The 26,997-nt window shown below is 74.4% G+C and carries 27 protein-coding genes and 1 riboswitch; of the genes, 12 read left to right on the forward strand and 15 right to left on the reverse strand.

The window, feature by feature from the left end; translation table 11 throughout:
- Nucleotides 1–110: 110 nt before the first annotated feature.
- Nucleotides 111–1,274 (reverse strand): acyl-CoA dehydrogenase family protein, encoded by a 1,164-nt coding sequence (locus ACFP3U_RS28105; protein ID WP_380228512.1) that lies wholly within the window; start codon nucleotides 1,272–1,274, stop codon nucleotides 111–113.
- A gap of 248 nt (nucleotides 1,275–1,522) precedes the next feature.
- Between ACFP3U_RS28105 and ACFP3U_RS28110 the strand changes: the two genes are divergently transcribed.
- Nucleotides 1,523–2,176, forward strand: coding sequence for a uridine kinase family protein (locus ACFP3U_RS28110; protein ID WP_380228551.1), 654 nt, complete (start codon nucleotides 1,523–1,525; stop codon nucleotides 2,174–2,176).
- Nucleotides 2,177–2,539: 363 nt separating this feature from the next.
- Entirely contained in the window at nucleotides 2,540–4,690 is a 2,151-nt protein-coding gene (locus ACFP3U_RS28115) for an AAA family ATPase (RefSeq protein ID WP_380228552.1), read from the forward strand.
- A 56-nt stretch (nucleotides 4,691–4,746) separates the two neighbouring features.
- Here the strand turns inward: ACFP3U_RS28115 and ACFP3U_RS28120 are convergent, their stop codons facing one another.
- From ACFP3U_RS28120 to ACFP3U_RS28165, 10 genes are all read right to left on the reverse strand, one after another.
- The gene (locus ACFP3U_RS28120; protein ID WP_380228513.1) at nucleotides 4,747–5,730 is read right to left on the reverse strand and encodes an NAD-dependent epimerase/dehydratase family protein; all 984 of its coding nucleotides are present in this window, start codon (nucleotides 5,728–5,730) and stop codon (nucleotides 4,747–4,749) included.
- Between the two features lie 103 nt (nucleotides 5,731–5,833).
- On the reverse strand, nucleotides 5,834–6,880 hold the full coding sequence (locus tag ACFP3U_RS28125; RefSeq protein ID WP_380228514.1) for a hemolysin family protein: 1,047 nt from the start codon (nucleotides 6,878–6,880) through the stop codon (nucleotides 5,834–5,836).
- Nucleotides 6,877–8,229 carry a hemolysin family protein gene (locus tag ACFP3U_RS28130; RefSeq protein WP_380228515.1) on the reverse strand — a complete coding sequence of 451 codons (1,353 nt, stop codon included), beginning with the start codon at nucleotides 8,227–8,229 and terminating at the stop codon, nucleotides 6,877–6,879. Before ACFP3U_RS28130 ends, ACFP3U_RS28125 begins: the two co-directional genes overlap by 4 nt.
- A gap of 217 nt (nucleotides 8,230–8,446) precedes the next feature.
- The gene (locus ACFP3U_RS28135; RefSeq protein WP_380228516.1) at nucleotides 8,447–8,881 is read right to left on the reverse strand and encodes a PH domain-containing protein; all 435 of its coding nucleotides are present in this window, start codon (nucleotides 8,879–8,881) and stop codon (nucleotides 8,447–8,449) included.
- Nucleotides 8,882–8,997: 116 nt separating this feature from the next.
- Nucleotides 8,998–9,846, reverse strand: a complete 849-nt coding sequence (hisG, locus tag ACFP3U_RS28140; RefSeq protein ID WP_380228517.1) for an ATP phosphoribosyltransferase — start codon at nucleotides 9,844–9,846, stop codon at nucleotides 8,998–9,000.
- 81 nt (nucleotides 9,847–9,927) lie between these two features.
- The gene (locus ACFP3U_RS28145; protein ID WP_030306151.1) at nucleotides 9,928–10,200 is read right to left on the reverse strand and encodes a phosphoribosyl-ATP diphosphatase; all 273 of its coding nucleotides are present in this window, start codon (nucleotides 10,198–10,200) and stop codon (nucleotides 9,928–9,930) included.
- A gap of 129 nt (nucleotides 10,201–10,329) precedes the next feature.
- Nucleotides 10,330–10,800, reverse strand: coding sequence for a 6,7-dimethyl-8-ribityllumazine synthase (gene ribH, locus ACFP3U_RS28150; RefSeq protein ID WP_380228518.1), 471 nt, complete (start codon nucleotides 10,798–10,800; stop codon nucleotides 10,330–10,332).
- Between the two features lie 60 nt (nucleotides 10,801–10,860).
- Nucleotides 10,861–12,138, reverse strand: coding sequence for a bifunctional 3,4-dihydroxy-2-butanone-4-phosphate synthase/GTP cyclohydrolase II (locus ACFP3U_RS28155; protein WP_380228519.1), 1,278 nt, complete (start codon nucleotides 12,136–12,138; stop codon nucleotides 10,861–10,863).
- Complete coding sequence (locus ACFP3U_RS28160; RefSeq protein WP_380228520.1) at nucleotides 12,135–12,779, reverse strand: nicotinamide mononucleotide transporter family protein; 645 nt, start codon at nucleotides 12,777–12,779, stop codon at nucleotides 12,135–12,137. The genes ACFP3U_RS28155 and ACFP3U_RS28160 overlap by 4 nt, the downstream gene beginning before the upstream one ends.
- A complete protein-coding gene (locus ACFP3U_RS28165; protein WP_380228521.1) occupies nucleotides 12,776–13,462 on the reverse strand; it encodes a riboflavin synthase in 687 nt (228 codons plus the stop codon). Before ACFP3U_RS28165 ends, ACFP3U_RS28160 begins: the two co-directional genes overlap by 4 nt.
- Before the next feature lie 226 nt (nucleotides 13,463–13,688).
- Nucleotides 13,689–13,816: riboswitch (FMN riboswitch) on the reverse strand.
- A gap of 222 nt (nucleotides 13,817–14,038) precedes the next feature.
- Between ACFP3U_RS28165 and ACFP3U_RS28170 the strand changes: the two genes are divergently transcribed.
- Nucleotides 14,039–14,287, forward strand: coding sequence for an SCO4226 family nickel-binding protein (locus tag ACFP3U_RS28170; protein WP_380228522.1), 249 nt, complete (start codon nucleotides 14,039–14,041; stop codon nucleotides 14,285–14,287).
- A 24-nt stretch (nucleotides 14,288–14,311) separates the two neighbouring features.
- Here the strand turns inward: ACFP3U_RS28170 and ACFP3U_RS28175 are convergent, their stop codons facing one another.
- Nucleotides 14,312–14,617 carry an antibiotic biosynthesis monooxygenase family protein gene (locus ACFP3U_RS28175; protein ID WP_380228523.1) on the reverse strand — a complete coding sequence of 102 codons (306 nt, stop codon included), beginning with the start codon at nucleotides 14,615–14,617 and terminating at the stop codon, nucleotides 14,312–14,314.
- A gap of 128 nt (nucleotides 14,618–14,745) precedes the next feature.
- Here ACFP3U_RS28175 and ACFP3U_RS28180 point away from each other — a divergent pair, with 128 nt between their 5' ends.
- Both ACFP3U_RS28180 and ACFP3U_RS28185 read left to right on the forward strand, forming a co-directional pair.
- A complete protein-coding gene (locus ACFP3U_RS28180; protein ID WP_380228524.1) occupies nucleotides 14,746–15,441 on the forward strand; it encodes an MSMEG_1061 family FMN-dependent PPOX-type flavoprotein in 696 nt (231 codons plus the stop codon).
- 95 nt (nucleotides 15,442–15,536) lie between these two features.
- Nucleotides 15,537–15,959: an HIT family protein gene (locus ACFP3U_RS28185; protein WP_380228525.1), complete on the forward strand. Its 423-nt coding sequence runs from the start codon at nucleotides 15,537–15,539 to the stop codon at nucleotides 15,957–15,959.
- A gap of 13 nt (nucleotides 15,960–15,972) precedes the next feature.
- On the opposite strand, the gene ACFP3U_RS28190 is transcribed toward ACFP3U_RS28185, so the two are convergent.
- The gene (locus tag ACFP3U_RS28190; RefSeq protein ID WP_380228526.1) at nucleotides 15,973–16,224 is read right to left on the reverse strand and encodes a hypothetical protein; all 252 of its coding nucleotides are present in this window, start codon (nucleotides 16,222–16,224) and stop codon (nucleotides 15,973–15,975) included.
- Nucleotides 16,225–16,250: 26 nt separating this feature from the next.
- Here ACFP3U_RS28190 and ACFP3U_RS28195 point away from each other — a divergent pair, with 26 nt between their 5' ends.
- The 5 genes from ACFP3U_RS28195 to ACFP3U_RS28215 all read left to right on the forward strand — a co-directional run bounded on the left by ACFP3U_RS28195 (nucleotide 16,251) and on the right by ACFP3U_RS28215 (nucleotide 22,270).
- Nucleotides 16,251–16,388, forward strand: a complete 138-nt coding sequence (locus ACFP3U_RS28195) for a hypothetical protein (protein ID WP_380228527.1) — start codon at nucleotides 16,251–16,253, stop codon at nucleotides 16,386–16,388.
- A gap of 110 nt (nucleotides 16,389–16,498) precedes the next feature.
- Entirely contained in the window at nucleotides 16,499–16,753 is a 255-nt protein-coding gene (locus ACFP3U_RS28200; protein ID WP_380228528.1) for an MvdC/MvdD family ATP grasp protein, read from the forward strand.
- Nucleotides 16,750–17,061 carry a hypothetical protein gene (locus ACFP3U_RS28205; RefSeq protein WP_380228529.1) on the forward strand — a complete coding sequence of 104 codons (312 nt, stop codon included), beginning with the start codon at nucleotides 16,750–16,752 and terminating at the stop codon, nucleotides 17,059–17,061. Before ACFP3U_RS28200 ends, ACFP3U_RS28205 begins: the two co-directional genes overlap by 4 nt.
- 203 nt (nucleotides 17,062–17,264) lie before the next feature.
- Nucleotides 17,265–18,365, forward strand: coding sequence for a serine hydrolase domain-containing protein (locus ACFP3U_RS28210; RefSeq protein WP_380228530.1), 1,101 nt, complete (start codon nucleotides 17,265–17,267; stop codon nucleotides 18,363–18,365).
- Nucleotides 18,366–18,484: 119 nt separating this feature from the next.
- Nucleotides 18,485–22,270, forward strand: a complete 3,786-nt coding sequence (locus ACFP3U_RS28215) for a SpoIIE family protein phosphatase (protein ID WP_380228531.1) — start codon at nucleotides 18,485–18,487, stop codon at nucleotides 22,268–22,270.
- Nucleotides 22,271–22,354: 84 nt separating this feature from the next.
- On the opposite strand, the gene ACFP3U_RS28220 is transcribed toward ACFP3U_RS28215, so the two are convergent.
- Nucleotides 22,355–23,296, reverse strand: a complete 942-nt coding sequence (locus tag ACFP3U_RS28220) for a pseudouridine synthase (protein WP_380228532.1) — start codon at nucleotides 23,294–23,296, stop codon at nucleotides 22,355–22,357.
- Nucleotides 23,297–23,530: 234 nt separating this feature from the next.
- Between ACFP3U_RS28220 and ACFP3U_RS28225 the strand changes: the two genes are divergently transcribed.
- Both ACFP3U_RS28225 and ACFP3U_RS28230 read left to right on the forward strand, forming a co-directional pair.
- Entirely contained in the window at nucleotides 23,531–24,643 is a 1,113-nt protein-coding gene (locus ACFP3U_RS28225) for a PP2C family protein-serine/threonine phosphatase (RefSeq protein ID WP_380228533.1), read from the forward strand.
- 112 nt (nucleotides 24,644–24,755) lie between these two features.
- Complete coding sequence (locus ACFP3U_RS28230) at nucleotides 24,756–25,586, forward strand: DUF5995 family protein (RefSeq protein ID WP_380228534.1); 831 nt, start codon at nucleotides 24,756–24,758, stop codon at nucleotides 25,584–25,586.
- Here ACFP3U_RS28230 and ACFP3U_RS28235 read toward each other — a convergent pair.
- Entirely contained in the window at nucleotides 25,547–26,986 is a 1,440-nt protein-coding gene (locus ACFP3U_RS28235; RefSeq protein WP_380228535.1) for a GuaB1 family IMP dehydrogenase-related protein, read from the reverse strand. The two genes, ACFP3U_RS28230 and ACFP3U_RS28235, sit on opposite strands and share 40 nt — an antisense overlap.
- Nucleotides 26,987–26,997 lie beyond the last annotated feature (11 nt).

Below are 26,997 nucleotides of genomic sequence, written 5' to 3' on the forward strand. Positions count from 1 at the left end.
CGGCCCCGATCGGTGGAAACAGCCCCCGGGCGTCACTCCAGGAGGCGGAGTGACGCCCGGGGGCCGTTTCCGTGCCGTCGCCCCAGAAGGGATGACGGCGGGAGGCGGGGTCAGTCCTTGGTGAGGTGGCGGCCGATCACCAGGCGCTGGATCTGGTTGGTGCCCTCGACGATCTGCAGCACCTTGGCCTCGCGCATGTAGCGCTCGGCCGGGAAGTCCTGGGTGTAGCCGTAGCCGCCGAGCACCTGGACGGCGTCGATGGTCACCCGCATCACGGTGTCGGTGCAGAACAGCTTGGCCATCGCCGCCTCCTTGGAGAACGGCAGGCCGGCGTCGCGGAGGCGGGCGGCCGACAGGTAGAGCGCGCGGCCGGCCTCGATCTGGGTGGCCATGTCGGCGAGCATGAAGGACAGGCCCTGGAAGTCGGCGATCGCCCGGCCGAACTGGCGGCGGGTGCGCGCGTAGTCGACGGCGAGGTCGAGCGCGGCCTGGGCGACACCGATCGCGCAGGCGGCGATGCCGAGCCGGCCGGAGTCCAGCGCGGCGAGCGCGATCTGGAAGCCCTGCCCCTCGGTGCCGATCAGCCGCTCGCGGGAGACCCGGGCGCCGTCGAAGTGCAGCTGGGCGGTCGGCGAGGACTTCATGCCCATCTTGTGCTCCGGCGGGGCGGCCGAGAGGCCGGGCTGGGTGCCGGGCACCAGCAGGCAGCTGATGCCGCGCGCGCCCTCCTCGCCGGTGCGCACCAGCGCGCTGTAGAAGTCGGCCTGGCCGCCGTGGGTGATCCAGGCCTTGGTGCCGCTCACCACGTACTCCTCGCCGTCCAGGTCGGCGCGGGTGCGCAGGGCGGCGGCGTCGGAGCCGGACTGCGGCTCGGAGAGGCAGTAGGCGCCGAGCTGCTCGCCGGAGAGCATGCCGGGCAGCCAGCGGTCGCGCTGCTCGTCGGTGCCGAAGGTGGCGAGCGCGTGGCAGGACAGCGTGTGCACGCTGACGCCGAGGCCGACGGCCAGCCAGCCGGCCGCCAGCTCCTCCAGGACCTGGAGGTAGACCTCGTAGGGCTGGTCGCCGCCGCCGTACTTCTCCTCGTACGGGAGGGAGAGCAGGCCGGCCTCGCCGAGCGTGCGGAAGACCTCGCGCGGGAACCGGCCGGCGGCCTCGTCCTCCGCGGCGCGCGGCTGCAGCTCTCGCTGGACGAGGTCCCGGGTGAGGCTCAGGAGCTCGCGGGCCTCCTCGCTGGGCAGCCGGCGGTCCACGGCTTTCGCGGGGGAGGGGGTCATAGCGGCGGGTCGCCTCCTCGGTCGTGCGCCGGGCCCCAGGGGTGTGGAGGGGCCGGCGCGGGGTGTGGCAGCCTCGGCCGGACCGGCACCGGATTGCGGTGAACGGCCGTTCACAGGCGTGGCGGATGCGAGTATGCCCGATCATGGCGCTGCCGTCACGACCTGCGCCGGATCACTGTCCGGACCGGCGTGGAGGCCGCCGTAGGGTTGCCGTTGTGGCTTCTTCCGAGACTTCCGCCGCCCCGGTAATGGGGCCTCGCGCGCAGCACGGCCCCGCCGACCCCGCCGGCCCCCCAGACCTCACCGCGTTGGCCGCCGAGCTGCGGGCGCTGCCGCCCTCCTGCGGTCCGGTGCGGCTGGTCGCGGTGGACGGCCACGCGGGTTCGGGCAAGACGACCTTCGCCGGCCGGCTGGCGGCCGCGCTGGGCGGCGCCCCGGTGGTGCACCTGGACGACCTGGCGACGCACGCCGAGCCGTTCGGCTGGACCGGGCGGCTGCGCGCCCAGGTGCTGGAGCCGCTGGCGGCGGGCCGGGACGCCGAGTACCGGGTGTACGACTGGACGCTGCGCCGGTTCGCCGGGACGGCCGCGGTGCCGCTCGCGCCGGTGGTCCTGGTCGAGGGGGTGGGCGCCGGGCGGCGCGCGGTGCGGCCGTGGCTCGCCCGGCTGGTCTGGATGGAGTTGGAGGCGGCGACGGCCCGGCGGCGCGGCGAGGAGCGGGACGGTCCGGAACTGGCGGAGTTCTGGGCCGGTTGGGCGCGCGCCGAATCGGCACATTTCGCCGCCGACCCGAGCCGCCCGCACGCCGGGACGCTGGTCGACGGGGTGACCGGGAGGATCGCGCCGGGCACCGTCGGTGAACCTTCAACTATGCCCTTGACCTGCGGTATCGCCAGGAATTAGGTTCTCCCTCGTTGGCGGAGTCGTTGATTCCGCAACCTCGGACCCGGCATCCCCGGCTTGTTCCCCCGTGAGCCGGGGGTGTCGTCCGACTCCCCCGCCCCGAGCCCGGCCACTCCTCAACGGCCGTCCGCACGATCGCTTTTGACATCGCGCGGCACCCTTCCGGATCAGCGCCACGCCGGTACGATTCCTGGCAGGCGCAGTTGCGCCCCGGGGGCAGACGACCATCGGCGGGTCCGCACACCGCCGCACCGGCCGGGCCCCGAGCCACATCGCGGGGGGCGTTGAGTGGAGAGTTCCGACAGCAACACCGCGGGCGGCCCGGCTCCGAACCGGCTCGCCGACCGCGCCTGGCTGCGTGCCATGGACGCCTACACGGCCGGGGCGTACACCCGCGCCGAGGAGGAGTTCCGCGTGGCCGTCCGGCTCGACCCCGGCATGGCCGACGCCTGGCTCGGCCTGCACGCGCTGCGCAGCGACACCTCCGGCGCGCTGCTCGCGATGTACCGCCACCAGCAGCGGTTCGGCGAGCAGCGCCGGCGGCACGGACGGCCGCTCAGTTCCTGGTACTGGCTGGGCTGGTGGGTGCAGCCGGTGCTGGAGACCGCCCGGGACCTCGCCCTCGCGCACGCCTCGCACTGGCTGGACGGGCGGCACCTCACCGAGCTGGACCAGGCGCTGGAGCAGTGCCCGGCCCCCGGGGACGACCCGTCCGCGCGCTTCCTGCACGCCTGCCGCTCCTACCTGCTGAAGGACTGGGAGCAGCTGATCCGGGACACCGACCGGCTGCTGGACGACCAGCTGCTCGGCATCGAGGCCGGGCTGTTCGCCGGTATGGCCCGGGTCCGGCTGGACATGTGCGCGCAGGCCCAGGCGCCGCTCGCCGCCTCGCTCGCCCGCTGCCGCTCCGAGCAGCCGCAGCGCAAGGAGCTGCGCTACTGGCTGGCCCGCTCCTACGAGGGCGCCGGGCGCAGCGCGGCCGCGCTGCCGCTCTACCGGGCCGTGCACCGGGCCGATCCGGCGTTCATGGACACGGCGGCCCGGCTGGCGGCGATATCGGCGGAGGACGACCTGGCGGACGCCCTGCTGGACGGGGCCGGGCTCGGCGGCCGGGACGCGGGGCGCGGGGCGGAGGACGACGCGCTGGACGCGGCCGTCCTGGACGCGGCCGGGCTGGACGCCGCTGTCCTGGACGCCGCCGGGCTGGAGCAGGCGGGGTTCGACACGCTCGGCCCGGAGCCGGCGGGCACGGAGCTGATAGGCGCGGACCCGCTGGGGGCCGACCCGGCGGGGGCGGAGCCGGCGGCGTTCGCGGGGGCCGGTACGGACGGCGGAGCTGGGGCTGCGGACCCCTTCGGCGCCCCGGCCGAGGCGGCCGGTGCCGAACCGGACGGCGAGCGCTTCCCGACCGTGCCGACCGCCGCCGGACCGGGCGTCACCGGACCGGGCGCCGGGGCCGGGAGCGGCCCGGGCAGCGGCACCGGCAACCGCCCCGGCGGCGAGGCGGGCGCACCGCCCCCGCTGGTCACCGGCGGACGCCCCGGCTCCACCGCCCCGCAGCCCGCCGCGGCCTCCCCCGCGGCCCCCGCGGCGGCCCGCGGCGAGGCCGCCCTGCTGCGGGTGGCGAGCACCAGCCCGGCGTCCGAACGCGAGGGCGACCGGGCCGAGTTGGACGCCGCGCTGGCCGAACTCTCCCGGATGGTCGGCCTGGAGCCGGTCAAGCGACAGGTCCGGGCGCTCTCGGCGCAGCTGCGGATGGCCCGGCTGCGCGCCGAACAGGGCCTGCCCGTCCAGCCGCCCAAGCGCCACTTCGTCTTCTCCGGACCCTCCGGCACCGGCAAGACCACCGTCGCCCGGATCCTCGGCCGGGTCTTCCACGCCCTCGGCCTGCTCTCCGGCGACCATCTGGTGGAGGCCCAACGAGCGGACCTGGTCGGCGAGTTCCTCGGCCAGACGGCGGTCAAGGCGAACGAGCTGATCGACTCCGCGCTGGACGGCGTGCTCTTCATCGACGAGGCCTACAGCCTCTCCAACTCCGGCTACAGCAAGGGCGACGCGTACGGGGACGAGGCGCTCCAGGTGCTGCTCAAGCGCGCCGAGGACAACCGGGACCGGCTGGTGGTGATCCTGGCCGGCTACCCCGAGGGCATGAACCGGCTGCTGGCCACCAACCCCGGTCTCAACTCCCGCTTCACCACCCGGGTCGACTTCCCGAGCTACCGCCCCGGCGAGCTCACCGCGATCGGCGCGGCGCTCGCCGGGCAGGACGGCGACGGCTGGGACGAGGACGCCGCCGAGGAGCTGGCCTCGATCTGCACCCATGTGGTCCGCGAGGGCTGGATCGACGAGCTCGGCAACGGCCGGTTCATCCGCACCCTGTACGAGAAGTCCTGCGCCTACCGGGACCTGCGGCTCACGCTGCTGCGCGAGCCGCCCGGCCGGGAGGACCTCGCCACCCTGCGGCTGCCGGACCTGCTGCAGGCCTACGGCGAGCTGATCGACGGCCGGGGCTGAGGCGAGGCCCGTCCTCAGCCCGTCCGTACGTCCGGCGCGGGCGTCCGGCGCGGGCGTCAGCCGGCCAGCGCCTTGGCCTCCAGCTCCGGGTCCAGGCCGACGGTCGGCCGGTCCCCCCGGTGCGGCGCGACGCCGCCGATCGAGCGCAGCCACGCCCAGGTGTCGGCGACCGTCTCGGCGGCCGGCCGGCAGCGCAGTCCGGCCGCCAGCGCCTTGCTCACGTCCGCGCCGTGCACGGTGTCGTACAGCTCGCCCGGCGGGACCCAGAACGGCAGCGGGATCCAGGGCTCGATCCCGGCGGCGGCGATCGCCTCCGGCGCGGTCCAGCGCAGCTCGGCGTCGGAGCCGGTGACCGCCGCGCAGGCCTCCAGCAGCTCGCCCATGGTGCTGTGCCCGCGCGGGCCGACCAGGTCGTACGGGCCGCCGAGACCGGCCGCCACGGCGTCCAGGGTCCACTCGGCGAGGTCGCGGACGTCGATGAACTGCACGCCGAGCTCGCGCGGGCCGGGGGCGAGCACCGGGCCGCCGCGGGCGATCCGGTTCAGCCACCAGGGCAGCCGGCCGATGTTCTCGTACCGTCCGACGATCAGCCCGGCCCGGATCAGCAGCGCCCGGTCGCCGAAGGCGTCCAGCACCGCCAGCTCACCGCCGCGCTTGGACTCCGGGTAGGGCCGCTCGCCGTCGTCCGGCGAGCCCTCCACCAGCGGCGCGCTCTCGTCGGCGCCGGCCGGTGAGGGGTACGCGTACACCGAACGGCTGGACACGTACGCGTAGCGGCCGACCCGGTCGGCCAGCAGGCGGGCGCTGTCGCGCACCACCGACGGGGCGGCGGACCAGGTGTCCACCACCGCGTCCCACTCCCCCTCGGCCAGGGCGGCGAGCCCGCCCTCGGCCGTACGGTCCCCGTGCAGCACCCGCGCCCCGGACGGCGCGGCGTGCGTGCCCCGGTGGAAGACCGTCACCTCCCAACCCCGCTCCAGCGCCGCCTCAGCGACGGCGCGCCCCACGAACTCCGTACCACCCAGCAGGAGAAGTCTCATGCCGACCACCCTGCCCCGGGGCGGTCGGCATGGGAACGGTCCCACGCTCAGAGCGGAATCGCCGAGAGCGAAGCGGCATCGGGAACCGCCCGGACCCCGAGACCTAGACGACCGAACGGTGGTCCGGGTCGTGCACCTCGCCGACCAGCTCCTCCAGCACGTCCTCCAGCATCACCACGCCGAGCGTCCGCCCGTCCTGGTCGAGGACGGCCGCGAGGTGGCAGGCGGCCCGGCGCATCGCACCGAGCGCGTCGTCCAGCGGCAGCGTGCCCCGCAGCACGGTGATCGGCCGCCAGAGCCGGGCCGGGACCGGGATCGTCGGGTCGTCGACGTCCAGGATGTCCTTGAGGTGCAGGTACCCCAGGTAGCCGTGGCCGGCCGGGTCGCCGTCAGTGACCGGGAAGCGCGAGAAGCCGGTGCGCAGCGCCAGCTCCTCGACCTGGGCGGCCGTCACCTTGGTGTCCACGGTGACCAGCTGCTCGGGGGTGAGCAGCACGTCGGTCAGCGGGCGGCCGCCCAGCTCCAGGGCGTCCTCCAGACGCTCCTGGCGGTCCTTCTCCAGCAGGCCGGCGTCCCGGGAGTCGGCGAGCAGGTACATCAGCTGCTCGGTGGTGAAGACCGACTCGACCTCGTCCTTGCCCTCCACCTTGAACAGCCGCAGCACGCCGTTGGCGAAGGAGTTGAGGAAGGCGATCACCGGGGCCAGCCAGCGGGCCAGCCGGTCCAGCGGCGGGCCGAGCCAGAGCGCGGCCTTCTCGGGGCCGGCCAGCGCCATGTTCTTGGGCACCATCTCGCCCATCACCATGTGCAGGTAGACCACGACGGCCAGCGAGATGCCGTACGACAGCGGGTGCATCAGGCCGGCGGGGATGCCGATCGCGTGGAACGGCCCCTCCAGCAGGTGGGCGATGGTCGGCTCGGCGAGCGCGCCCAGGCCCAGCGAGCAGACGGTGATGCCGAGTTGGGCGGCGGCGAGCATCGCGGAGACGTTGGACAGCGCGTGTAGCACGGTGCGGGCGCGCTTGTTGCCGGCCTCGGCGAGCGGCTCGATCTGGCTGCGCCGGACCGAGACGACGGCGAACTCTGCGCCGACGAAGAACGCGTTGCCGAGCAGCAGCAGGACGGCGACGGCCAGTTGGAGCGCGGTCATCGGGTGCCGTCCTCGTGCTCGGTGCCGCCGTGCGGGTGGTGCGGGCCGGTGGTGCGCTCCACCCGGACCCGGCTGGTCCGGTGGCGGTCCACGGCCTCGACGGTGAACCGCCAGCCGGGCACTTCGGCCCACTCGCCGGGGACGGGCAGCTTGCCGAGCAGGTCGGTGACCAGGCCGGCCAGCGTCTCGTACGGGCCCTCCGGGGCGTGCAGGCCGATGGCCTCCAGCTGGTCGAGCCGGGCCCGGCCGTCGGCCGCCCAGACGGGCAGGCCGTCGACCGGCGGCAGGGTCAGCAGCTCGGGGCTGTCGGCCGGGTCGTGCTCGTCCTGCACCTCGCCGACGATCTCCTCGACGATGTCCTCGACGGTGACCACGCCGGCGGTGCCGCCGTACTCGTCGACCACGATGGCCATCGGCTGGAGGCGGCGCAGCTGGTCGAGCAGGCGCTCGGCGGGGAGGGTCTCGGGCACCAGCAGCGGCGGGACGGCGAGGTCGGCAACCCGGACGGAGCCGCGGCGCGCGGCGGGGACGGCGAGCGCGTCCTTGAGCGTCACGGTGCCGGTGACCTCGTCCAGGCTGTCGGCGTAGACCGGGAAGCGGGACAGGCCGGTGGCCCGGGTGAGGTTGAGGACGTCGGCGGCGCTGGCGTCGCGCTGGAGCGCGGAGACGTCCACCCGCGGGGTCATCACGGACTCGGCGGTGAGGTCGCCGAGTCCGAGGGTCCGCACGAACAGGGTGGCCGACTCCTCGTCTATGGCGCCCGCCCTGGCGGAGTGCCGGGCGAGCGAGACCAGCTCGGCGGGGGTGCGGGCGTGGCCCAGCTCCTCCTGCGGTTCGATCCCGAAGGCGCGCACGGTGCGGTCGGCCGAGCCGTTCAGGACCCGGATCAGCGGGCGGCAGGCCCGGGAGAACGCCATGTGCGGGGCGGCGACCGCGCGGGCCACCTGGAGCGGGCGGGAGATCGCCCAGTTCTTCGGGACCAGCTCGCCGATGACCATCTGGACGACGGTGGCGAGCAGCATGCCGAGGACCACGGCGACGCCGCGGGCGGCGCCGTCGGGCAGGCCGACGGCGCTGAACACGGGCTTCAGCAGGGTGGACAGCGCCGGTTCGGCGAGCATGCCGACCACCAGCGAGGTGACGGTGATGCCCAGCTGGGCGCCGGAGAGCTCGAAGGAGAGGTGTCGCAGGGCCCGGGAGACCCGGCCGGACTTGGCGTCCCCGGCCTCGGCGGCGCGCTCGACGGCGCCGCGCTCCACGGTCACGAAGGCGAACTCGGCGGCCACGAACAGGCCGTTGGCGAGGATGAGCAGGAGGGCCGCGAGAAGCAGCAGCCAGGCGGTGATCACAGTGCCGCCTGCCTTCCGGTGTTGGGAAGGAGGGCGGCGCAGGTACTACCGGACGGATCGTCCATGGACGGGGGGTGTCACTCCTCAGGTCGATTTCGGGCAGGGCAATGCCTTTGCCCCACTTTTACCAGCGTAGACCATATCCGTACGACGGTCGGATCCGCGTTCGGACCCGCCCGGCAGGGGCGCGGATCGGCCACGCCAGGAGCGGACCGGGTCAGTGGCCGTGCCGGTGGACCAGGTCGCGCAGGGCGCGGGCGTCGGCGATCGCCTGGGCCTTGCCCACGCCGGACTGGATGCCGACGACGGCCAGCGAGGTGCCGTCGGCGAGGTCGAGGCTGGCCCACGGGTCGCCCTGGCGGAAGTTCACGCCGACGATCTCCGCCCAGGCCAGCCGGCGGCTGCGGACGAAGTTGACCACGGTCACGCCCTCGGCGTCGGCGCTGATCCGCGGCCGGGCCAGCATCAGGCCGGCGGCGGCGAACAGCACGCCGCTGAGCACCATCAGGACGCGGTCGTTGAACTGCCAGTTCGCCGGGAGGGCGACCGCGATCACGGCGAACATCACGACCAGCAGCGCGCAGACCGGCAGCAGTACGGCGCGGGTGCGGCGCGGGGCCCAGGTGACGGGGAACTCGGCGGGGGTCGACACGGGAGGGCTCCGGGGTGGTTCGGTCGGACGTTCGGACGGTCTGATGCTCGGACAGCGGAAGGGGTGGGGACGCCGACGGCGGCCCCACCCCATTCAACAGGTGCTTATGCCCGAGCTCAGAGGCGGCAGGCGTGGATGTTGGTGACCAGGATCGCCCGGGCACCGATGCTCCACAGGTCGTCCATGATCCGCTGGGCCTCCTTGCGGAGCACCATGGAGCGGACGGCCACCCAGCCCTCGGTGTGCAGCGGGGAGACGGTCGGCGACTCCAGGCCCGGGGTCAGGGCGACGGCGGCGCCGACCTGCTCGGCGCGGATGTCGTAGTCCATGAGCACGTAGCGGCGGGCCACCAGCACGCCCTGCAGACGGCGCAGGAACTGGTCGACGGCCGGGTCCTCGCCGGCGCCCTTGGGGCGGATCACGACGGCGTCGGAGATCAGGATCGGGTCGCCGAACACCTCCAGCCCGGCGTTGCGCAGGCTGGTGCCGGTCTCCACCACGTCGGCGATCACGTCGGCGACGCCCAGCTGCACCGCGGTCTCCACCGCGCCGTCCAGCTTGGTGACGGTGGCCTTCACCCCGTGGTCGACCAGGTGCTGCTCGACCAGGCCCGTGTAGGAGGTGGCGATCCGCAGGCCCTCCAGGTCCTTGACGTCCTCGACGTCCACGCCGACCGGGCGGGCGAAGCGGAAGGTCGAGCCGGCGAAGCCGAGCGCGAGCACCTCCTCGGCGTTGGAGTGCGAGTCCAGCAGCAGGTCCCGGCCGGTGATGCCGACGTCGAGGCGGCCGGAGCCGACGTAGACGGCGATGTCGCGCGGGCGCAGGAAGAAGAACTCGACCTGGTTGCCCGGGTCGACCAGGACCAGCTCCTTGGCGTCCTTGCGCTGCCGGTAGCCGGCCTCATGGAGCATCTCCGCCGCAGGACCCGAGAGCGAACCCTTGTTGGGGACGGCGATGCGCAGCATGGAGGTCGGTTCCTTACCTGTTCGGTGTGGGTGTGGGGTGTTCCGGGCCGGTCCGGGGAGCTTGGTCCGGCAGTACCTGGTCTAGAGGTACTTGTAGACGTCGTCGAGCGTCAGCCCGCGGGCGACCATCATCACCTGAAGGTGGTAGAGGAGCTGGGAGATCTCCTCGGCGGTCTGCTCGTCGGACTGGAACTCGGCGGCCATCCAGACCTCGGCGGCCTCCTCGACGACCTTCTTGCCGATCGCATGGACGCCCTGCTGGACGAGCTGCGCGGTACGGGAGGACGAGGGGTCGCCGGTGGCGGCCTTCTGCTGGAGCTCGGTGAAGAGCTCCTCAAATGTCTTCGAAGCCATGATGGGACTCACCATACGGCGTGCGGGCAGACGGGCGGTAAACGATCCCGGACCGTGGACAGTCCACTGGACGTCCACGGTCCGGGGGTGGTGCTCCGGGGTCCGGGGGTGGTGCGCCGGCCGGTCGGGTCAGAGCGCGCGCAGCGTGAGGGCGGTGGCGACGGCCGCGGTGACCGCCTCGTGGCCCTTGTCCTCGGCGGAGCCGGGCAGGCCGGCGCGGTCCACCGCCTGCTGCTCGTTGTCGCAGGTCAGCACGCCGAAGCCGACCGGGACGCCGGTGTCCACGGAGACCTGGGTGAGGCCGGCGGTGGCGGCCTGGCAGACGTAGTCGAAGTGCGGGGTGCCGCCGCGGATCACCACGCCGAGGGCGATCACGGCGTCGTAGCCGCGGTCGGCGAGGCGCTTGGCGGCGACCGGCAGCTCGAAGGTGCCGGGGACGCGCAGGACGGTCGGCTCGGCGACGCCCAGCTCCTTGAGGGCGCGGTTCGCGCCGTCGAGCAGGCCGTTCATCACCTGCTCGTGCCACTGGGCGGCGATCACGGCGACCTTGAGGTCGGCGGCGTTGTCGATGGTCAGCTCGGGGGCTCCGTGGCCGCTCATGTGCGGTGCCTTTCGGTGGTTCGGGTGGTTCGGAAGGGCAAGAGGACGGGGCGGGCGGGCTCAGGCGTCGAGGCCGGGCAGTTCGTGGCCCATCCGGTCGCGCTTGGTCCGCAGGTACTGCGCGTTGTGCTCGCCGGCCGGGATCTCCACCGGCTCACGGCCCTTGACCTTGAGCCCGTGCTCGGTGAGCGCGGTGAGCTTCTCCGGGTTGTTGGTCAGCAGGGTCAGCGAGCGGACGCCGAGGTCGGACAGCATCTGGGCGCCGATGCTGTAGTCGCGGGCGTCGGCGGGCAGGCCGAGGTCGAGGTTGGCGTCGACGGTGTCCCGGCCCCGCTCCTGGAGCTCGTAGGCGCGCAGCTTGTGGGCCAGGCCGATGCCCCGGCCCTCGTGGCCGCGCAGGTAGAGCACGACGCCGCGGCCGGCCTCGGCGACCCTCCGCAGCGAGGCCTGGAGCTGCGGGCCGCAGTCGCAGCGCAGCGAGCCGAGCACGTCGCCGGTCAGGCACTCGGAGTGGACCCGGACCAGGACGTCCTCGCCGTCGGGGAGCCGGCCGTCCGCCGTCAGGCCGCCGGCGACCAGCGCGATGTGCTCGACGCCGTCCAGGGTGCCGCGGTAGCCGACGGCGGTGAACTCGCCGTACTCGGTCGGCAGGGCGGTGACGGCGGCCCGGTCGACGTGCAGCTCGGTGCGGCGCCGGTAGGCGATGAGGTCCTCGATCGAGATGATCGCCAGGTTGTGCTCGCGGGCGAAGGCGACCAGCTCGGGCAACCGCGCCATGGTGCCGTCGTCGTTGACCACCTCGGCGATCGCGCCGGCCGGCGGCAGGCCGGCGAGCCGGGCCAGGTCGACGGCGGCCTCGGTGTGGCCGGGGCGGACCAGCACGCCGCCCTCGACGGCGCGCAGCGGGAAGACGTGCCCGGGCCGGGCGAGGTCGCCGGGCTCGGTGCCGGTCGAGGAGAGCAGCCGTACGGTGCGGGCCCGGTCGGCGGCCGAGATGCCGGTGTCGACGCCTTCGCGGGCGTCCACCGAGACGGCGTAGGCGGTGCCCTTGCGGTCCTCGTTGACCTGGGTCATCGGCGGGAGCTTGAGGCGGTCCAGCTCCTCGCCGGTCATCGGGGCGCAGATCACGCCGGAGCTGTAGCGGATGGTGAAGGCCATCAGCTCGGGGGTGGCGGCGGAGGCGGCGAAGACGATGTCGCCCTCGTTCTCGCGGTCCTCGTCGTCGACGACGATCACGGCGCGGCCGAGCGCGATGTCGGCGACGGCCCGCTCCACCGGGTCGAGGACGAGCTCGTCGGTCGGGTCCCCGGTCGGACGCGCGGTGGGGTTCTCGGTCATGCGGAGGCTCCCTGGAGGGCGGGGTCGGTCACGGGGCGTGCGGTGCGGCCGCGCTGCCACCAGGCGCGCAGGCCGAGCAGGACCAGAACGAAGTAGACGGAGTAGGTGAAGCCGGAGAAGACCAGGCCGTTGTTGAAGGCCAGCGGGACGCCGACCAGGTCGACGGCGACCCAGGCGAACCAGAACTCGACCCAGCCGCGGGCCTGGGCGACCATCGCGGCCAGCGTGCCGACGAAGATGTAGGCGTCCGGCCAGGCGTCCCAGGACAGTTGGGGGTAGGCGGTGAAGAGGGCGCCGACCGCCAGGGTGCCGAGCGCGGTGCCGCCGGTCAGCAGGGCTCGCTCACGGCCGGTGGCGAAGCGCACGGCGACGTCGCCCTCGCCGCGGGCGCCGCGGTGCCACCGGGTCCAGCCCCACCCGGCGGCCAGGATCACCACAAGCTGCTTGCCGACGCCGCCGCCGAGGTGGGCGCTCGCGTACGCGCCGACCAGGACGAGGCCGGAGAGCAGCTGGACCGGCCAGGTGAGCCGGGACCGCCGCCAGCCGAGGGCGAGCGCGGCGAGGCCGAGCAGGTTGCCGATGATGTCGGAGCGGTAGACGTCCTGGCCGAGCAGGTGGACGGTGCCGTTGAGCCAGCTCACCGTTCCTCCCCCGGGGCGTCGCCGGCCGAGAGAGCCGTGGGGATCGAGGGGAGGGTGCGGGCTTCGAGCAGCCGCTCGACGTACTTGGCGAGGACGTCGACCTCCAGGTTGACGCTCTCGCCGACGGTCTTGGCGCCGAGCGTGGTCAGCGCGAGGGTGGCCGGGATGAGGCTGACGGTGAAGCTGTCCAGGGCGGCCTCGACCACGGTGAGGCTGACGCCGTCGACGGTGATCGAGCCCTTCTCGACGAGGTAGCGCGAGACGGAGCCGGGCAGTGAGAAGCGCAGCACCTCCCAGCGGAGCTCGCCGGCCGCGTCGCGCTCGCCCGGTTCGCGGCTCAACAGCCGCCCGGTGGCGTCGACATGGCCCTGCACGAGGTGTCCGCCGAGCCGGGCGCCGAGGGCCATGGCGCGCTCCAGGTTGACCCGGGCGCCGGGCTTCAACTCGCCCAGGCTGGACCGGTGGAGCGTCTCGGCCATCACGTCGGCGCTGAACTCGCCGGTGCCGGCGGCCAGTTCCTCGGGGGTGTCGACGACGGTCAGGCAGACGCCGTTGACCGCGATGGAATCGCCGTGCCGCGCGCCCTCACAGACCACCGGGCCGCGCAGGCGGATTCGCGAGGAGTCGCCGATCTCCTCGATCGACACGACCTCGCCGAGCTCTTCGATGATGCCGGTGAACACCCGGGTTCTCCTCGCACTTAGGGGCGCGGACTCCGGGGTGTGGCACGGGAGATGAGCACGGACGTGGGGTAGGCCGGGTACGGGGGTGCGTAGGCCGCCGGACGGCGACGGGACCCGTCGCCGGGCTGTCACCGAACCGGACGCCGGAGGAGGGAACCCTCGTCCGTCGCCGCACACCGCCTCCCACGGTCCACCGGGGGACCACGGGCCCTGCTCACTCGTCCGCCGCGCACGCCTCCCATCCGGACTTTCACCGTCGGTCCAGGAATTTCACCTGGTCAACCGGCCGCTGGCTGCGGACGGGTCGCGGACTGTAACCGCCGGTTCGGATTTTCACCGACCCCGGAGTGCGCTGAACGTCACTGCTACTGCTGCCGCCATTCTGCCATGGTCCGCGCGGGGCCAGGGAGAGGTGTCCACTGTGGTCTCTTTCACGCGGCGGCGGGGAATGGACGGCGGCCCGGGGCGGGGACCCGCAGGCGGCCAGGTGGCGGCCCGGGGTGCGTCGGGCGCAGGCTGGTGGTATCGGGGCGGCGGAACGCGCCGCCACCGGGAACCGCAGGAGGTGCGGGAGCTATGGCCAAGTTCATGGATGTCCACCACGGGATGGCCGGCATCACCGAGGACCAGTTGCGGATGGCGCACCAGGCCGACCTGGCGATCCAGTCCGACGAGAACGTGCAATTCGAGCATGCGTGGGCCGACCCGGATGCCGGCGTCGTCTACTGCCTCTCCGAGGCGCCGTCGAAGGAGGCCGTGCGGCGGGTCCACGAGCGCGCCGGGCATCCGGCGGACGAGGTGCACCCGGTTCCGCTGAGCGTCTGAGGCGGATTTCTTCTCCGAGGCAGGTCAGAGCGCGGGGACCGGTGTGAAGTGGGTGACCTCCGGCGGGTGGGCCAGGTAGCGCAGTTCGCCCTCCGACCAGACCGGCCGGATCCGCCACATCGGCCCCGCGTAGCCGCGCAGCGCCTCCTCGTCGCGCCAGCGGCTGACCACGAGCACGCGGTGGCCGTCCTCGGTCACGGAGCGCAGCAGTTCGCCGCCCAGGCAGCCGTCCGTCCGTCCGAGCTGCGGGAGCACCTTGCTGGTCAGCACCTCGCAGAACTCCTCGACGTGCCCGGCCATGACCTGCCCGGCCCAGATTCTGATGATCACGGCGACCACCTGCCTCGGAAGCGTCCTGGCCCCATTATCGGCGCAAAGCCGCTGGTGGGGAGGGGTTGCGGCAGATTTTCCGGACGGCCCCCGTCCGCCCGTGCGGGGGCTCCGCTACGTTGACCGGTATGACCAGCACACCGGAGACTGTCGTTCCGTCAACGCCCGAGCCGCACGCGCCGTCCGGCCTCTTCGAGGCGCTCGCCACCACCGCCGTCCACGACGCGGCCCAGCTGCGCGAGGTCTACGAGCACCCGGGCGACCACGCCCGCCGCAAGCAGGTGGACCGCATCCACGACGTCGCCCGGCAGCTGATCGCCTGCTCCTCGCTGGTCTTCCTGGCCAGCGCGGACGCCTCCGGGCGCTGCGACGTGTCGCCGCGCGGCGGCCCGGCCGGACTCGTGTCGGTGCTGGACGAGTTCACCCTGGCGATCCCCGACGCGACCGGCAACAAGCGGCTGGACAGCCTGCACAACATCGTCGAGACCGGCCGGATCGGCCTGCTCTTCGTGGTCCCGGGCCGGGACTCCACCCTGCGGGTCAACGGGCGGGCCTGCGTCTCCACCGACCCGCGGCTGCTGGAGCAGCTGACGGCGGTCGGCAAGCCGCCGCGCAGCGCGATCGTGGTCGCGGTCGAGGAGGTCTTCGCGCACTGCCCCAAGGCCTTCCTGCGCTCCTCGGCCTGGAAGCCGGAGAACTGGCTCGCCAAGGACGCCCAGCCGAGCTCGGCGGAGGTCACGCTCTCCCACCTGGCGGACCCCGCGCTGACCGTCGAGGCGATCGAGCAGACCGAGCGGGAGGCGCTGCTCTACCGCTACGAGTAGCGGCGCGGACGAGTGCCCGCACCCGTTCGGGGTTCGGACGGGTGCCCCGGGCGGGAGCGGGTGCCGGGGCCGCGGCGGGCCGGTTGAATGGACGGATGGACTGCGTCTTCTGTGCGGTGGTGGCGGGCGCGGAGCCCGCGCACCGGGTGCTGGACGACGAGGCGGCGGTGGCCTTCCTGGACCGGCGGCCGCTCTTCCCCGGCCATGTGCTGGTGGTGCCGCGCGACCACCACCGCACCCTCGCGGACCTGCCCCCGGCGGTGGTGGGCCCGTTCTTCCTGCGGGTGCAGCGGGTGTCGGCGGCGGTGGAGCGGGGGCTGGGGGCGGCGGGCAGCTTCGTCGCGGCGAACAACCGGATCAGCCAGTCGGTGCCGCACCTGCACGTCCACGTGGTGCCGCGCAACCCGAAGGACGGGCTGCGCGGCTTCTTCTGGCCGCGCGGGACGTACCCGGACGAGGCGGACGCGGCGCGGATCGCCGAGCGGCTGCGCGCCGCGCTCGCCCCGGCGGAGGGGTAGATCCCCTCAGGACTCAGCCGACGCGGACGTCGTCGACCACCCAGTACCAGTTGTTGCCGCCGGTGTACCGGAAGCGCAGCCGCAGCCGGCTCGCCCCCGCCGGGACGGCCAGGTCGAGCCGCTGGCGGCCGTTGGTGTCGGCGGTGTAGCTCTTCACCTCGACGGGCGTGCCGCCGTCCCAGACGGCGAGCACCCGGGCGGTCTGGACGCCGTCCGGCCGGTAGAAGGTGGTGAAGGCGACCGGGACGCTGCCGCGGCCGGCCACCGGGTACTCGGGGCTGACCAGGGTGGATGGGGCAGCGGGAGACGCTGCACAGCGACGACGGGCGGCACGACGAGAGCGTGGCCAACCTGCGACGTGCCATCCACCCGCTGGGCGACCTTCCGGGCGTACACCTGCCCCAGAGCTGGACGAGTCCCTGGAGCTGACCGCGCACCTCCTCCAGGAGTGGATCCCGAAAGCCTTCGAGGTGAGGCTGACCGTCGTAGGCGACCGTATGTTCCCCGTCGCCATCCACGCGGGCAGCACCGCCGCACACGTGGACTGGCGAAGCGACTACGACGCGCTGGAGTACGAGCCCGTCTCCATCCCCGACGACGTGGCCGCCGCTGTCCGCCGGTTCATGGCCCGATACCAACTGAACTACGGTGCCTTCGACTTCGCCGTTACCCCGGCCGGCGACTGGGTGTTCTTCGAGTGCAATCCGGCCGGACAGTGGCAGTTCGTCGCCGCTGCCACGAAACTCCCCATCGCCGAGGCACATGCCTCCCTGCTTCAAGGAGCCATCACGTGACCGTCGCCATCGACACCGAAGAGGCCCGGGGCCGCCGGAACGCCCTCGCGGACCGGCTCGCCGATGCCGGTCACGGCCGGAGGTGGGTGGAAGCGGTGCGCGCGGTACCACGCCACCTGTTCGTCCCGGAGTTCCACACCCAGGACCCGACTGGCCGGTGGCGCACCGTCCAGGCCGCGGACCCGGCTTACCTGGACGCCGTCTACAGCAACCTGGCCCTGACCACCCAGCTCACCGATGGCACGCCCGACGGTCTTCGGCAGCTGACCGGGGAGCAATCGCCGAGCGGCAGGGACCGGAAGCACTGACGGATCCGCTCGGCGGAGCATCGTGCCGCCGTCCCGACCGGGACGGCGGCACGATCAAGCGATCCGCACCTGGCTGGACCAGCAGTGGCAGGCCGACGGACCGGCGGGCGGGGGCGCCGTACCTCCGGGGGACGAGCGGCGGGTGTCGAAATCGTCGCCACGGTGGACGCCGTCGTCGTCCGGCCGCTCCTAGGCTCGGGGGCATGAACGATCTTGGCAGCCTCGTCCAGCAGACCGCCGACCGCCTTGCCGGCCAACAGGTCGGTGCGGTGGTCGCCGGGCTCGCCCGCGGCACGGTGGAGATCCGCGGCGCCGGGCGGACCGGGCCCGGCGCCGCCGGCGGGCCGCCCGGGCCGGACACGCTGTTCGAGATCGGGTCGGTGACCAAGGTGTTCACCTCGCTCGCGCTCGCCCGGCTGACGCTGGCGGGCACCGTCACCCTGGACGAGCCGCTCGCCGACGTCCTCGCCGGCGCGCTCCCGGCCGAGGTCGCCGTCCCGGCCAAGGGGTCGGAGCCGCTCGCGCTGCGGCACCTCGCGACCCACACCTCCGGCCTGCCGCGGCTGCCCGCCGGGATGCTGCTGCCCGCCCTGCTCACCCCCAACAAGCCCGACCCCTACGCGCACTGCACCGCCGCGACGCTGCTCGGCGGCCTCGGCCGGACCAGGCTGCGGGCCGCCCCCGGGCGCAGCTTCCGCTACTCCAACCTCGGCGCCGGGCTGCTCGGCCTCGCCCTCGCGCACCGGGCCGGCGTCGGGTACGGGGAGCTCGTCCGGCGGGAGGTCTGCGAACCGCTCGGGCTGACGGACACCGTGCTGGAGCCCGACGCCGAGCAGACGGCGCGGCTCGCCCCCGGGCACAGCTCCGGCGGGCGGCCGGTGCCGGCCTGGCACCTCGCCGACCTCGCCGGGGCGGGCGGGTTGCGGTCCACGGCGGCCGATCTGGCGGTCCTCGTGCAGGCCCAGCTGGCGGTGGGGCCCGAGGGGCAGGCCGAGGAGGACGGCGAGGGGGACGCTCCGCTGGGGCCCGCGATCGCGCTCACCCGGGAGGTGCGGCACCGGGTCAACCCGTTCGCCTGGATGCACCTCGGCTGGCTCGGCCACCGCCTGCACGCCCGCCAGGGCGGCCACCTGCAGATCTGGCACAACGGCGGTACCGGCGGCTACCGCTCGTTCGTCGCCTTCGACCCGGAGAAGCAGGTCGGGGTGGTCGTACTGGCCAACACCCGCCGCTCCGTCGACACGCCCGGCGTCCAGCTGCTGCGCACGCTGCAGACCACCCGCGCCACCTTCCCGCGCCGGTAGGCCCGCGCCCCGGGCCCCGGGGCGGCCGGGAGCGCCGCGCGGGGGTGGCGGGGCGCGTGGGAAGATGGCAGGGCTGGTGGAGACGATCTCCAGGCGGTTCCTGGCCATGGTGACCGAGCATGGTGAACGAGCGGCGTGAGCGCGAGGCCGGCGGGCCCGGGAGGGTGCCGCACGGCGACCGGCCGGGTGACGCACCCGGCGATCAGCCGCGCCCGCAGCCTGTCGGCCCGGAGCCCGACGACCACCCGGAGCAGGCCGACGACACGGAGGCGCTGCTGATGGTGCCGATCGCCACCGCCCTGATCGAGGCCGACGGCCGGATCCTGCACTGGAGCAGCGACGCCGAGGCGCTGCTCGGCTACTCCGCGGAGGAGGCGATCGGCGCCCGGGCCGCCCAGCTGCTGGCCTCCGACGACCGGCGGCCGGAGGTGCTGGAGCTGTTCCAGGAGATCCTCGACGGCCGCGGCTGGTCCGGCGTCTTCCCCGTGCGCCACCGCGACGGGCACCACGTCAACCTGGAGTTCCGCACCCACCCGATCGCCGGCCCAGGCGGCAGCCCGCTGGTGCTCGCGGTCGCCTCGGACGTGACCACGCTGCGCCGGATCCAGGCGGACCTGGCCGTGCTGGACGGCTTCTTCACGCAGTCCCCCGTCGGGATGGCCGTCTACGACACCCACCTCGCCTTCGTCCGGATCAACGAGGCGCTGGCCCGGGTCAACGGGCTGACGGTACCCGAGCACCTCGGGCACCGGCTGACCGAGCTGCTGCCCGGGATCAACGGCGCGGAGAACGAGGCCGTGATGCGCCGGGTGCTGGAGACCGGCGAGCCGGTGCTGGACGCCCGCTCGCACGGCCGCACCCCGGGCGACCCGACGCACGACCACGCCTGGTCGGCCTCCTACTTCCGGCTGGAGGACCCGGGCGGGCGGGTGCTCGGGGTGAGTTCGACCATCATCGACGTCACCGAGCGGTTCCGGGCCGACGCCCGCGCCGCCCGCGCCCAGGAGCGGCTCGCCCTGCTGGTCGAGGCCTCCGCCTCGATCGGCACCACCCTGGACCTGCGGCAGACCGCCCGGGAGCTGGCCGACGCGATGGTGCCCAGGGTGGCCGACATCAGCGGCGTCTTCGCCCTGGAGGCGCTCGCCGCCGGGCGGACCGTCGAGCCGCTGGACCCGGCCCTCCCCCAGCACGTGCGCCGGCTGGCGCTGGCCACCGCCGACCCGCTCTACCCGGCGGACGCGCTGCCGGTGGACACCGTCTACGAGGTGACGCCGGACTCCCCCTACGCGCGGGCGCTGGCCACCGGGCGGACGGTGGTGGTGCCGTCCTGGGAGCTGCCGCCGCTGAGCGACGCGATCACCGAGAGCCGCCGGCAGGCGTACCTCGGCGACCGTCCGCGATCGGTGCGGATCACCCCGCTGGTGGCCCGCGGCACCACCCTCGGCATGATCGTCTACTCCCGGCGCGGCGAGCGGGAGTCCTTCGCCGAGGCCGACATCACGCTCGGCGACGAACTCGCCGCCCGGGCCGCCGTGGCCATCGACAACGCCCGGCTGTACCTGCGCCAGCACCAGACGGTGCTCGCCCGGCAGCAGGCGCTGCGCGAGGCGAAGGCCGCGCAGGAGCGGCTCGCGCTGGTCAACGTGGCCTCCACCCGGATCGGCACCACCCTCGACCTCGCCCAGACCGCCAAGGAGCTGGCCGAGGTGGCGACCCCCCGGCTGGCCGACACGGTGGTCGTCGAGGTGCTGGACGACCTGGTGCGCGGCGAACGCGAGGCCCGGCCGTCCGGCGACGGTTCGGCGCTGCTGCGACGGATGGCCTTCCACTCCGCGCACCGCTCCACCCTGCGGCCGATCGACCGCAGCGGCGGCGTGCACCGCTTCCCGCCCTCCTCCCCGTACGCCTGGGCGCTCGGCCACCGCAAGCCGGTGCTGGTGCCGCACATGGACGAGGCCGGGATGGCCTGGTTCCGGGACGACCCGGTGCGCGCCACGGCGGTGCGCGAGCAGAACGTCCACTCCTTCATGGTGGTGCCGCTGATCGCGCGCGGCTCCCCGGTCGGCGTCGCGGCCTTCTACCGGACGGTGGTGGAGCGCCCCTACGAGGACGACGACCTGGCGCTGGCCGGGGAGTTGGCGGTGCGGGCGGCCGTCGCGATCGACAACGCGCTGCTGTTCACCCGGGAGCGGGACGCGGCGGCCGCCCGGCAGCGCGCGCTCGACGAGGCCTGGGCCGCGCAGCAGCGGCTGTCCCTGCTCAACGAGGCCTCCAACCGGATCGGCACCACCCTCGATCTCTACCGCACCGCCCGCGAGTTGATCGAGGTGGTGATCCCCCGGTTCGCCGACTTCGTCACCGTCGACCTGCGCGAGGCGGTGCTCGGCGGCGAGGACCCGGCGCCCGTCCCGGCCGACGGCGCGGTGCTGATGCGGGCCGTGGCGGTCGGCGAGTTGGACGCCGAGGGCCTGATGTCGGACGCGGCCGACTCCGTCGGCGAGACCTCGCAGTCGGCCCAGGTGTACGCGGAGAGCCTGCGCACCGGCCGGTCGATCCTGGTGTCGGAGGTCGACGAGACGGCGCTGCGCCGGATCGTGGCCTCGCCGGACCGGGTGGAGCCGGGCCTCGACGCCGGCGTGCACTCGTACCTGATGGTGCCGCTGATGGCACGCGGACTGGTGCTCGGCGGCGCCGAGTTCATCCGCACCCGCAACCCGCTGCCGTTCGGCTCGGCGGACCGCGCGCTGGCCGAGGAGCTGGTCGGCCGCACCGCGCTGGCCATCGACAACGGCCGGCTGTACCGGCGCGAGCGGGAGACCGCGCTGACCCTCCAGCGCAGCCTGCTGCCGCAGGAGATCCACCGCACGCTGGGCCTGGAGATCGCCTACCGCTACCTGCCGAGCAGTGTGGTGAGCGAGGTCGGCGGCGACTGGTTCGACGTGGTGCCGCTCTCCTCCGGCCGGGTCGCGCTGGTCGTCGGCGACGTCATGGGGCACGGCATCCGGGCGGCCGCCACGATGGGCCAGCTGCGCACCGTGGCAAGGACGTTGACCACCCTGGAGCTGGCGCCCGACCGGGTGATGCACCGGCTGGACGAGGCCACCACGGCGATCGGCGAGGGCCAGTTCGCCACCTGCGTCTGCGTGGTGTTCGACCCCGTCGACCGGCGCTGCGTCGCCGCCTGCGCGGGCCACCTGCCGCCGGTGGTGGCCGACACCGAGGGCCACGCCCGGCTGCTCGACCTGCCGCCCGGGGCACCGCTCGGGGTCGGCGGAGTGCCCTTCGAGAGCGTGGAGTTCACCCTCCCCGAGGAGGGCCTGCTGGCGCTGTACACCGACGGCCTGGTCGAGCGGCGCGGCCGGGACCTCGACGAGGGACTGCGGCTGCTCTGCCGCACGATCGCCGACCGGCGCGGCTCGCTGGAGCAGACCTGCGACGTGGTGCTCTCCGAACTCACCGGCCGCACCAGCGAGGACGACATCGCCGTCATCCTGGCGCAGGCCCTGCCGGTCGGTTCGGACCGGATCGCCACCCTCCCGCTCGGCGGCGACCGCGCGATGGTCGCCCACTCGCGCCGGTTCACCCGCGAGACGCTCGCCGCGTGGGGCCTGGCCCCGCTCGCCGACTGGGCCGAGCTGCTCACCAGCGAACTGATCACCAACGCCCTGGTGCACGCCGGATCACCCACCCAGCTGCGGCTGTTGTGCAACCGGACGCTGACCGTCGAGGTGGCCGACCAGGACACCTCCTCGCCCCGGATGCGGCGCGCCCACGAGGAGGACGAGGGCGGGCGCGGCATCCACCTGGTCAACGAGCTCGCCCACCGCTGGGGCACCCGGCGGACGCCGGACGGCAAGGTGGTCTGGTTCGACCTGGAGCTGCCGCCGGGGCTGTCGGGGCGCTGACCGCCACCGGACCGGGTGTCGGTCGAGGGCGACCGTGCAGGAACGTGCGGGAAGGGGCGAAGTGGACGCGTAGTGGTGGACGGCCTACCAGGCTTCGCCGTCCGTCCAGGCCGCCAGCGTCCGGCGGCTCTCGAAGCGGCGCGGGCGGCCGGTCAGCGGATCGGTGAACTCGACGGCGGAGGAGAGCAGTTGGAGCGGCCGGCGGAAGTCGTCCGGGGCCGGCTCGGGCAGCAGCACCGGGTACACCGGGTCGCCCAGGATCGGCAGGCCAAGGCCGCTCATGTGCAGTCGCAGCTGGTGCGTCCGCCCGGTCGACGGCCGCAGCAGGTAGTGGCCCCGGCCTTCGCGCCGCTCGATGAGCTCGATCCGGCTCTCGCTGTTCGGCGGCGCGTCCAGCTCGTGGGCGGCGATCACCCCGCGCTCCTTGACGATGTGGCTGCGCACGGTGCGGGGCAGCTCCACCGCCGGGTCGTAGGCGGCCACCGCCCGATACTCCTTGCGGACCAGCCGGTCCCGGAACAGCGACTGGTAGGCGCCCCGGTCCTCCGGCCGGACCACGAACATCGCCAGCCCCGCCGTCAACCGGTCCAGCCGGTGCGCCGGACTCAGCGCGGGCAGCGCGAGGCTGTGCCGCAGCCGGCAGAGCGCCGTCTCCACGACGTGCCGCCCGCGCGGGGTGGTGGCCAGGAAGTGCGGCTTGTCGACCACCACCAGGTGCTCGTCCCGGTACAGCACCTCCAGCGCGAACGGGACCGGCACCTCCTCGGGCAGCTCCCGGTAGAACCACAGGTGGGCGCCCGGCCGGAACGGCTCCGCGATCCCGACGGCCCGCCCGTCCTCGCCGACCACCTCCCCGGCGCGCAGCAGGCCGTCCACCCGGTCCGCCGCCACCGCCGGCAGCCGCTCGCGCAGGTACGCCCGCACCGTCTCCCACGGACCGCCGGTCACCGGCAGCCGCAGGTGCACCGGATCGACCCCCAGCCGCTGCGGAAGGGGGGAGGTCGGCGCCGCGCTCCTACGTCTCATCTCGCCGCCACCCTAGTTCGTCACGGGCCCGGGGCGGGCGCCGGGATACGGGTGGGGGTGGGCGCCGGGATGCGGGCGGTGGGCGGGTGGCGGGATGCGGGCGGGGCGGGCGCCGGGCCCGGCGTCGGGATGCCGGTGGGGTGGGCGGCGGTGGAGAGTGGACGAGGGGGGCGGTTCCCGGGCGGTGGCCACCGCGCCGGTCGCCGAGTCGTCCAGTGGCCTGGAGGCGGGTGCGTGAGCGCGAGCGGCGAGGGCCCCGAGGGCGCCGCGGCGGACGCGGTGCCGCCGCCCCGGCTGCCCCGGCGGACCAGGCTGCTGCTCGGCGGCGCCTTCGTGCTGCTGGTCGGGGCCGTCCTGACGGACCTGCTGACCGGCCCCGGCACCACCCTCTCCCCCGTCCTCGCCGCGGCGCCCGTCCTCGTCGGGGCGACCACCCGGCGGGCCCGGGTGCCGCTCGCCACCGGTGCGGCCGCCGCCGTGGTGGCCGGCCTGCTGGAGGAGGTCAACACCGGGCTGCCGGCCACCGTCCACCTCGCCTCGCTGATCACCATCACCGCCACCACCCTCGCCAGCACCGCCAACGTGGTGCTGATCGCGGCCCGCGAACGCGAGCTGCTCCAGGTGCGGACCGTCGCCGAGGCCGCCCAGCGGGCCCTGCTGCGCCCACCGCCCGACCGGATCGGGCCGCTGCGGATCGCCGTCCGGTACGTCGCGGCGGCGGCCGAGGCGCGGATCGGCGGCGACCTGTACGAGGTGGTGGACACGCCGTTCGGGATCCGGATCCTGCTCGGGGACGTCCAGGGCCACGGCCTGCCGGCCGTCGAGACGGCGGCGGACGTGCTCGGCGCCTTCCGCACGGCCGCGCGCACCGAGCCGGACCTCGCCCGGCTCGCCGAACGCCTGGACGCCGCGCTCGCCGGGCGCCCGGCCGAGGGGCGGTTCGTGACCGCGGTGCTGCTCGGGGTGGACCGGGGGGACAGCGCCGCCCTGCTGGTCAACTGCGGGCATCCGCACCCCCTGCTGCGCCGCGCCGGGCGGGTCACCGAGCTCGCCCCCACGCGGCACACCCCGCCACTGGGCCTGCTCGGCCTGCTCGGCGACGGCCACTACACCGCCGAACCGATCGACCCGCACCCCGGCGACCTGCTGCTCCTGTACACCGACGGCGTCTCCGAGGCCCGCGACGCGGCGCGGGTCTTCTACCCCCTCCCCGCCCGCCTCGCCGAACTCCCCGCCGGCACCCCGGACGACCTGCTGGACGCCCTGCTCACCGACCTCGCCGCCTGGGTCTCCCCCGCCGGCCTCGCCGACGACGCCGCCGCCCTCGCCGTCCGCTGGGACCGCTGACCGACCCGGCACACGCAGCCGGGGGTAGAAGCCGGGCGCGGCGTCGGTGGAGGGCGGCCGGCGGCTGTCACGATGATGCGATCAGTGCACGATCGACGTCGGAGGGTGACGAATGGCCAAGGTTCCCCCACGGGTCACGGGAGCGGGGCACGGGATCGACGGCGTCATCCGGCGGCTGCGGACGATCGCGGCCGTCCTGCCGCCCGCCGACGGGGTCGCGGTGTTCAACCGGATGTACCTGACGGTCACCGAGACCGTCCGGGCACGGCTGGGCGAGTTCGCGGATCCGCCCGCCGTGGCCGAGCTGGACGTGCTGTTCGCCGGGCGCTACCTGCGGGCCGTGGACGCGGTCGCGGCCGGGCGGCGTCCGCCGGCCTGCTGGCGGCCGCTGTTCGAGCTGCGCGCGGACCCGGGGGTGCACCCGGTCCAGTTCGCGCTGGCCGGGATGAACGCCCACATCCAGCACGACCTGCCGCTCGCCGTCGTCGACACCTGCCGTCGGCTCGGGCGGTCGCCGGCGCGGCTGGCGGGCGACTACCACCGGATCAACCGCCTGCTGGCGGAGGTCGAGACGACCGTCCGGGAGCAGCTGCTGCCCGGGCCGGACGTGCTGGAGCGGTTCGAGCCGCTGACCCACCGGATCGGGGCGTGGTCGGTCGACTCCGCCCGGGAGGCCGCCTGGGGCTCGGTGCGGGTGCTCTGGGAGCTGCGCGGGCGGCCGGCGACGGCCGAGGCGTTCACGACGGCGCTGGACGGCGCGGTCGGGCTGCTCGGCCGCGCCCTGCTGCTGCCCCTGGGCCTGGGCGTGCCTCCCGCGCCGGGACACCAGGACGTACAAACGGCCGACCGGCTCCCCGTGGCGAGGAGCCGGCCGGCCACCGTACGGCGCGGGCCGGGCGGTGATCAGGCCCAGCTGGAGTGCAGCGGCTTGCCCTCGGCGTAGCCGGCCGCGCTCTGGATGCCGACCACGGCCTTCTCGCGGAACTCCTCCAGGCTGGCCGCGCCCGCGTAGGTGCAGGAGCTGCGCACGCCGGCGACGATCGAGTCGATGAGGTCCTCGACGCCCGGGCGGGCCGGGTCGAGGAACATCCGGGAGTGCGAGATGCCCTCCTCGAACAGCGCCTTGCGGGCCCGGTCGTACGTCGAGTCCTGGGCGGTGCGGTTGCTCACGGCCCGCTTCGAGGCCATGCCGAAGGACTCCTTGTACTGCCGGCCGTCGGCGGCGGTGTGGAGGTCGCCGGGCGACTCGTAGGTGCCGGCGAACCAGGAGCCGATCATCACGTTGGACGCGCCGGCGGCCAGCGCCATGGCGACGTCGCGCGGGTGGCGCACCCCGCCGTCGGCCCAGACGTGCTTGCCGAGGCGGCGGGCCTCGGCGGCGCACTCCAGCACGGCGGAGAACTGCGGGCGGCCGACGCCGGTCATCATCCGGGTGGTGCACATCGCGCCCGGGCCGACACCGACCTTCAGGATGTCCGCGCCGGCCTCGACCAGGTCGCGCACACCGGCCGCCGAGACGACGTTGCCCGCGACGATCGGGACCTGCGGGTCCAGGCCGCGGACGGCGCGCAGCGCGCTGATCATCGACTCCTGGTGGCCGTGCGCGGTGTCCACGACCAGCGTGTCGGCGCCGGCCTCCAGCAGGGCCTTGGCCTTGCCGGCGACGTCGCCGTTGATGCCGACGGTGGCGGCGATCCGCAGCTTGCCGGCGGCGTCCACGGCCGGGGTGTAGAGGGTGGCGCGCAGCGCGTTCTTGCGGGTCAGGATGCCGACCAGGCGGCCCTCGCCGTCGACGACCGGGGCGAGCTTGCGGTGCGCCTCGCTGAGCCGGTCGAAGGCGGTGCGCGGGTCGATGCCCTCGTCGAGCAGCAGCAGCTCGCGGGACATCACCTCGGAGAGCGAGGTGAAGCGGTCGACGCCCTGGCAGTCGGAGTCGGTGACCACGCCGACCGGCCGGCCGTCCTCGACCACGACCAGCGCGCCGTGGGCGCGCTTGGGCAGCAGCGAGAGGGCCTCGGCGACGGTGGCGCCGGGGGCGAGCGTGATGGCGGTGTCGTGCACCAGGTGGCGCTGCTTGACCCAGCCGATGACCTCGGCGATGACCTCGGTCGGGATGTCCTGCGGGATGGCGACCAGGCCGCCGCGGCGGGCGACGGTCTCGGCCATCCGGCGGCCCGAGATGGCGGTCATGTTGGCGACCACCAGCGGGATGGTGGTGCCGGTGCCGTCGTTGGAGGAGAGGTCGACACCCTGGCGGGAGCCCACGGCGGATCGGCTGGGGACCATGAAGACGTCGTCGTACGTAAGGTCGTACGAGGGCATGAGGTCGTTCAGGAAGCGCATGAAACGGGGCT

It is taken from the genome of Kitasatospora misakiensis (assembly GCF_042656005.1).
GTDB classification, from domain to species: domain Bacteria; phylum Actinomycetota; class Actinomycetes; order Streptomycetales; family Streptomycetaceae; genus Kitasatospora; species Kitasatospora misakiensis.